Below are 6,267 nucleotides of genomic sequence, written 5' to 3'. Positions count from 1 at the left end.
CCGCCAGGTCCGGGCCCGGCGCGGTCGCGGCGCACGCGGCGGGCGGCGCCGGGCGTCGTCCGGATGAATGTCGACGGGCATACCGTGGATCCGTTTCTGTGGGAGGCCGGGCGCGTGGATCCCGCCGCTTCTCCCGCGGGCTCCGGAACTTTACAAGGGCTTGACTGAGGAGGATTCAAAGGGTTTCAGGGGTGTGCCGGGAAGGTCCGGGAAAGGGCGGGGCGCTCAGGCCGGCACCGGCGTGAGCGACCGGTTCCCGCGGCGGGTCAGCGAGGCGAGGATCCGCTCGGTGCGCTCCGTGGGCTCGGTGTCGAGGTCGTTGCGGAGCCGGCGGCGGCACAGCTCGTACCAGTCCATGACCCGGCCCAGCTCGCCCAGCTCGCCGTGCATCATCATCAGCGTCTGGTACGTGTCCTCGTGGTAGGGGTCGAGCGCGATGATGCGGCGGCACCAGTGCATGGCGGCCGGCCAGTCCTCCCGCTCCAGGGAGTCGGCGCGCAGCACCGCCAGCGCGCGCAGCGCGACGCCCTGCGCCCACTGCCGCTGCTCGTTGATCCAGTCACTGGCCTCACCGGTCAGGAAGTCGCCGGTGTAGAGGTCGGCGGCGGTCCGGAAGCACTCCAGCGCGCGCCGGTGCTCCTTGGCCGCCCACAGGTCGCGGCCCTGCTGGAAGGCCCGCTCGAACTCCTCCAGGTCCACCCAGGCGCTCCGCGCCTGCAGCATGTAGCCGTGGTCCTGGTGGACCAGCCGGAACCCGTCGTCGCCCTGGTACGACCCCAGCACGCGGCGGACGGCGTGGACCGCCACCTTGAGAGAACTGGAGCTCCGGTCGCCGCTGTCGGGCCAGAGCACCTCGTGGAGCCTGTCCCGGTGGACCAGCCGGCCGCGGTTGACCAGGAGGTACTGGAAGAGCGCCCGGGCCTTGCCCGCGCGCCAGTGGGCCACCGGCAGGCCGTTGATCTCCAGACGGAAGTTGCCCAGGCAGTGGACCGTCACCGCCGGAGTGGAATCCGTGAGCATGGGAGCCGCCCTTTCCGTAGGACCCGGAGGGCCGCCGAGGCACTCCGAACCCGGTCACCGGGTCTGACCGGAACGCTATGGAACGGTGAACGCCTTGATCAAGGGCGCTGCCCGCAAGGTGCAAGGGGTCTACGACTTTAGTCGTAGGGGGGTGCACACCTTGCGCCATGTACGGCGGGAGGCCACCCGTGAACGATGAGTGCGTCGCACCCCCTAGCCGAAGGCATCGCGATGACGCATCCCGTGTACGAGATCGACGCAGTGGTACGGCCGGCGGCCGCCGTCAACGGCCGGGCGGTGCGGCTGTCCTGGACCGAGGCGCGGCCCGCGGTCCAGGTGATCTTCCAGCTCCGGCTGCTCGCCGGCGCGCTCATCGGAGCCGGCGCGCCGGCGGGCGTCTCCTGGGGGGTGATGGCGGCGGGGGCGGCGGCCTGGCTCCTGCTGACCTGGTCGGCCTACCTGCTCAACGGCGCGGCCGATGTCGTCGAGGACCGGTCGAACGGCTCCACCCGGCCGATCGCCCGCGGCGACCTGCCCGCGCTCACCGCGGGGCGGCTGGCCCTCCTGCTCGGCGCCCTCGGCCTGTCGCTGTCGGCGGCGCTGTCGGAGCGGTTCTTCCTCCTCGCGCTCCTGCTCCTGGTGCTCAGCTGGGCGTACTCGACCGGCCCCGCCCCGCTGAAGAACACCGTCGCCGGGGTGCAGATCGCCGTGGTGGGCGCGGGCCTGGTCACCTACCTGGCGGGCATCGGCGCGGCGGGCGCCCCGTCACCGGAACCGTGCTGGTGTTCGCGATCGCGATGTCGGCGTGGATGGGCATCGGCGGGCTCGCCAAGGACCTGTCCGACGTCGAGGGGGACCGGGCCGCGGGGCGCCGCACCCTGCCGCTGCTGTGGGGCGAGCGCCGGGCCAAGTCCGCCATCGCGGTCGCGGCCGTGACGGTGGGCGGGTCCTTCCTGGCCGCCGCTCTGACCGTCGCGCCGGCCCTCGTGCCGGCCGCCGCGCTGGTCCTCGCCGGGAGCGCGGCCCTGGCCGCCGTCTCGGTCGGCCGGTGGAGCACCGGGGACCGCGGGGCCCAGCGGCGGCCGTACCGGCTCTTCATGCTGACCCAGTACTCGGCGCACCTGGCCGTCCTGGCGGAGGTCGTGCTCCGCTGACGGAGCCGGACCGGCCCCCGGCGCGGAGTCGTCACGGGTTCCCCGCCCGGACGACGCCGGCGCCGTGAACGCGGGAAAGGCCGGTCATTCCCGGGAAGGCGTCCTGACAGACAATATGACTCGGAGTCGCCGTCACGGCCATTCGGCGACCCGTGGCGGATACGGCCGGCGGAAACGCGGAAAAGGATTCCTGGTCCCGCCGGAAAAGAGAAGGCGGCATGGCGGAGGCGGCATGGCGGAGGCGGAACCGGCCCGGCATTCGGTGCGACCCGTCCGGCGGTTTCCGGCTCAGCCCGCCCCGGAGGCCAGGAAGCGCGCGACGTCCGCCGACTCCCCGGTGATCCCGGACTCGGTCTCCGGAGGCAGGGGAGCGAACGGCGTGACGCCGACGGCCCGCCCCCGGCGCGTCCAGGTGGCGACCGCCAGCCCGTCCGCCAGGACGACCGGGCGGATCTGGCCGCCGCCGGGCCACACGCTCCCGGCGTGGGCGGCCGGCACCGACAGATCCCTCCTCCGGTAGCCCACGAGGTAGCCGTCGTAGGCGGGCAGCAGCCGTACGTCGGGCGGGCCCTCCCGCTCCGGCGCCGCCGGCTCCGCCAGCCGGGTCCGGGGCAGGACGTGCAGCCCGTCCCCGATTCCGACCTCGGTGACGTCTTCGAGGTCGTGCCAGCCCTGCCGGGCCAGGCCCGCCGGCAGGCCCGACCAGGTGATGAAGTCCTCGGCCGAGGCGGGGGCGTGCGCGGCGAGGTACCGGCGGGCCAGTTCGGCCGCGGCCTCGCGCGCCGGCGGCTCGGGGCCGCCGGGCGGGACGAGGTCGTCGAGGAGGGCGAACGTGGCCTCGCCCCCCGCGGTCCGGACCGTGGCAGATCCGCCCGCGCAGCGCGGCGCGGCGGATGAGGTGGAAGGCGGCCTGGCCGTTCGGGGTCACGCCGAGACCCGCCAGGCGCGCCGTGAGCTCGGCGCGGGTGAGCGGCCCGTCTGTGCCCACGGCCTCGGTGACCAGGTCCTCGGCGCGCTCCTGGAGCCGTTCGTCCAGGCCGAGCTCGGCGTACCGGCGGCGGCCGGCCGCCAGGAAGACCGGTCCGAGCAGCCCGAGCAGCCACCGGGCGTCGCGCGCCGCCACCGCGTGCAGCGTGCCGCGCATGAACCAGCCGCGGACGAGAGCGGGGCCGTACGCGGCGGAGACGTCCCGCCGGGTGATCCCCGTGCCGCGGGCCCGCAGGCCGAGGGCGGCGGCCTCGGCGTCCTGGGCCTGGATCGCGAAGACGCGGCCGATGACCTCCGGCACGCCACCGCCCCTGACGCCGCCGGCCAGTCCCTGCGCCCGGGCGCGCATCAGCCGGGCGCGCTCCGGGGTGATGATCGGCATGGGACCTCACCCTAGTGAGGTCCACCGGAGTCGGCCAGATGATTTATGATCATGTGCGGTTTTATCTCTCGCCCCGATAAGCATCGATTTCGAAACATATTCGAACATTCGGAGTGATCGCTTGCCGGACTTCACAGAACTTCGTACTATCTGCGTTTTAAGCATGTTTTGCAGCTAATGGAATGAATCCGGTGAGCGGGTGGAATTGCTCCCTAGTGTCGAGGTGTGGGATGGCGCTGCGCGACGACGAGAGTTCCGATGGGGAGGCGCCCGGTTTCGACAGGGAAGCCGTTCACGCCGAGGTCGTGGCGTCCTACCGGTCGCTCCTGCGCTCCTCGGGAAGCGTTGCGCTGAGTGACGAGACGATGGTCGAGCAGCTCGTCCGGCAGGCGGGCCTGGTCGTCGACGACGTGCTGGCCCGCTGCTGCGGGGTCCCTCCGGAGGAGGACGCCCTGTCGCTCCCCCTCAGCATGGAGATCGGCGCGACCCGCGCCCAGCAGGGCGTGCACCCCACGCAGTCGCTCCTCGCGGCCGCGCTCATGTTCGAGGCCGCCTTCCCGGTCCTCGCCCGCAGGCTCGCCGCGGAGGAGGGCGGCCCCGCGCGGGACGGAAAGGACGGGCGGGAGCGGACGGTGACCGTCGGCCTGGATCTGCAGAGATCCATCATGGTGCGGCTCGCCGTCGGCTCGGTGCCCTACGTCAACTTCCTGCTCGCCAAACTGCTCTCAGCCCACCAGGACGAGCGCCACCGGATCGCGCGGGACCTCCACGACCGGATCGCCCACGGGATGGGCGTGGCGCTGCAGCAGCTCGACCTGTACGAGGTCTACCGGGGCGACGACCCCGAGCGCGCGGCCGCCAACCTGGCGATGGCCCGGCAGGCGATCAACGAAGGACTGCAGGGCACCCGGCAGCTCTCCGCGGACCTGTGGGAACGGGTCGGCGACGACAGCCTGGAGGCTGCGCTCGGCAAGTACCTGCGGATCACTGTCCCGCGCTCCACCCGCACCACGCTGACCACGACCGGAGGCGAGCCGAGCCTGCCCTGGGAGGTCCGGGAGGAGATCTACATCCTGCTCAGGGAGGCGGTGCGCAACGCGCTGCTGCACTCGGGCACCGCGGAGATCCACGTGGAGGTGGAGGGGCGGGACGGCGTGCTGCGCGCGGCGGTCAGCGACCGCGGATGCGGGTTCGACGTGGCGGCGACGCGGGCGGCGCGCAACGGCGGGGGACTGACGTCGATGCGGGAGCGGGCCGCGCTGCTCGGCGGCACCGTCAACCTGTCGAGCCGGATGGGGGAGGGGACGACCGTCGAGGTGCTGGTGCCGCTGGGGCAGGACCCGGCCCCGGGATCGTGGAGGAGGCCGGAGGCGGAGAACGCCGTCGCCGGTACGGAGAGGGCGGGAGACGTTGACCGATCCGGATGAGCGGCGGATCAGGGTGGTGCTCGCCGACGACCACACCCTGTTCAGGGACGGCCTGGCCGAACTGATCCAGACCGACCCGGCCTTCCAGGTGGTGGGGCAGGCGGCCGACGGGGACAAGGTCCTCGCGCTGGCGCCGGTCCTGCGGCCGGACATCGTCATCGTGGACGTCGAGATGCCGGGGCCCGGCGCCCGGGCGGTCGTCAGCCGGCTCCGGCAGGTCTGCCCCGAGGCGACGGTGATCGTCCTGACGATGCACCAGAACTCCAGGATCGTGCAGGAGCTCCTCGACTGCGGGGCGGCCGCCTACCTCGTCAAGAACATCGCCCGCGACCAGCTGATCGCGGCCCTGCACGCCGTCCACCAGAGCCCGCGCAACGTGCTGCTGTCGGTCTCGCGCGAGACGCTGGGCCGCGGGGAGCAGCCCGAGGGGGGCGGCCGGTCGCTGTCGGCGCGGGAGATGGAGGTGCTGCGGCTGACCGCCGACGCCTACTCCAACTCCCAGATCGCCTCCAGGCTCGGTATCACCGAGGCCACGGTGAAACGGCACCTGTCCAACATCTACGCCAAGCTCGGCGCCGTCTCGCGGGTGGACTCGGTCCGCAAGGCGATGGCGGCCCGGCTCATCAACCCGGTCATCGATTCGGGGCGGAGCGGCCGGCGCCGGGGTGAGCGAGGGCCGGGGATCGCCCGGGAGGCGGTCCGGGCCGGCTCTCGACCCGGGTGGCGGCCGCCGCCGATGAACCCCGGAATCCGGCTGCGGAACCGTTGCGACGGGTGGCCGCGTCCGTCCGCCGTACCGCGTCCGTCCGCTGTACGGCGTCCCCGGACGGCCCCGCGGCGGCCGGGAGGCCGCCCACCCGGGCCGAGAGCCGGTCAGGCGGTGCGGGGCCGTGCGGGGCGATACGGGCCGTGCGGCCTCCGGTCGTCGGAACCTCCGGCCGGGGCGCCGGATGCCCGGGGAGGCGACGTAACCGTGCGGCAACCGGTTGCCGGGAAGGTGAACGGAGATACCGGTTCGAGGGCGGCTTTGACGGGATGACTCTGGAGGGCCAATGACCACGGGACCACCGCATCGGTACTTCCAGGTTCTGGTGAACGGCCGCACGCAGTACGGCATATGGCCCCTGGACGACGCCGTGCCCGGCGGCTGGTCGCCGATCGGGTTCGTCAGCACGCGCGAGGAGTGCCTGGTCCAGGTGGCCGAGCTGTGGCGGGACATGCGGCCGGCCGGGAGACCGGACGGGGACGGGCCGGTCGGCTGGACCGGCCGGATCGCCGCCGCGGCGGCGATCCGGCC

Annotated in this window: 4 protein-coding genes and 2 pseudogenes; 4 read left to right on the top strand and 2 right to left on the bottom strand. The window is 73.3% G+C overall.

The window, feature by feature from the left end; genetic code table 11:
- Window positions 1-225: 225 nt before the first annotated feature.
- Entirely contained in the window at window positions 226-1,020 is a 795-nt protein-coding gene (locus tag ACWJ6R_RS28005) for an AfsR/SARP family transcriptional regulator (protein ID WP_449065096.1), read from the bottom strand.
- A gap of 195 nt (window positions 1,021-1,215) precedes the next feature.
- Here ACWJ6R_RS28005 and ACWJ6R_RS28000 point away from each other — a divergent pair.
- A pseudogene (locus ACWJ6R_RS28000) lies at window positions 1,216-2,174 on the top strand (UbiA family prenyltransferase).
- A gap of 288 nt (window positions 2,175-2,462) precedes the next feature.
- Here the strand turns inward: ACWJ6R_RS28000 and ACWJ6R_RS27995 are convergent.
- Window positions 2,463-3,510, bottom strand: a pseudogene (locus tag ACWJ6R_RS27995) (winged helix DNA-binding domain-containing protein).
- Window positions 3,511-3,773: 263 nt separating this feature from the next.
- On the opposite strand from ACWJ6R_RS27995, the gene ACWJ6R_RS27990 reads away from it, so the two are divergent.
- The 3 genes from ACWJ6R_RS27990 to ACWJ6R_RS27980 form a co-directional block, all read left to right on the top strand.
- Window positions 3,774-4,970, top strand: a complete 1,197-nt coding sequence (locus ACWJ6R_RS27990) for a sensor histidine kinase (RefSeq protein ID WP_449065095.1) — start codon at window positions 3,774-3,776, stop codon at window positions 4,968-4,970.
- Window positions 4,954-6,009 carry a response regulator transcription factor gene (locus ACWJ6R_RS27985; RefSeq protein ID WP_449065094.1) on the top strand — a complete coding sequence of 352 codons (1,056 nt, stop codon included), beginning with the start codon at window positions 4,954-4,956 and terminating at the stop codon, window positions 6,007-6,009. The genes ACWJ6R_RS27990 and ACWJ6R_RS27985 overlap by 17 nt, the downstream gene beginning before the upstream one ends.
- Window positions 6,010-6,022: 13 nt before the next feature.
- The coding region (locus tag ACWJ6R_RS27980; protein WP_449065093.1) for an MbtH family NRPS accessory protein at window positions 6,023-6,267 on the top strand (245 nt) is incomplete at its 3' end.

Source organism: Planomonospora algeriensis, from assembly GCF_977012225.1.
Note: the sequence above shows the minus strand (reverse complement) of the source record. Positions and strands in the feature narration are given on the sequence as shown.

Coding starts and splice junctions, on each gene's coding strand:
- ACWJ6R_RS27990 (WP_449065095.1), top strand. CDS start 3,774: ATGGCGCTGCGCGACGACGAGAGTTCCGATGGGGAGGCGCCCGGTTTC.
- ACWJ6R_RS28005 (WP_449065096.1), bottom strand. CDS start 1,020: ATGCTCACGGATTCCACTCCGGCGGTGACGGTCCACTGCCTGGGCAAC.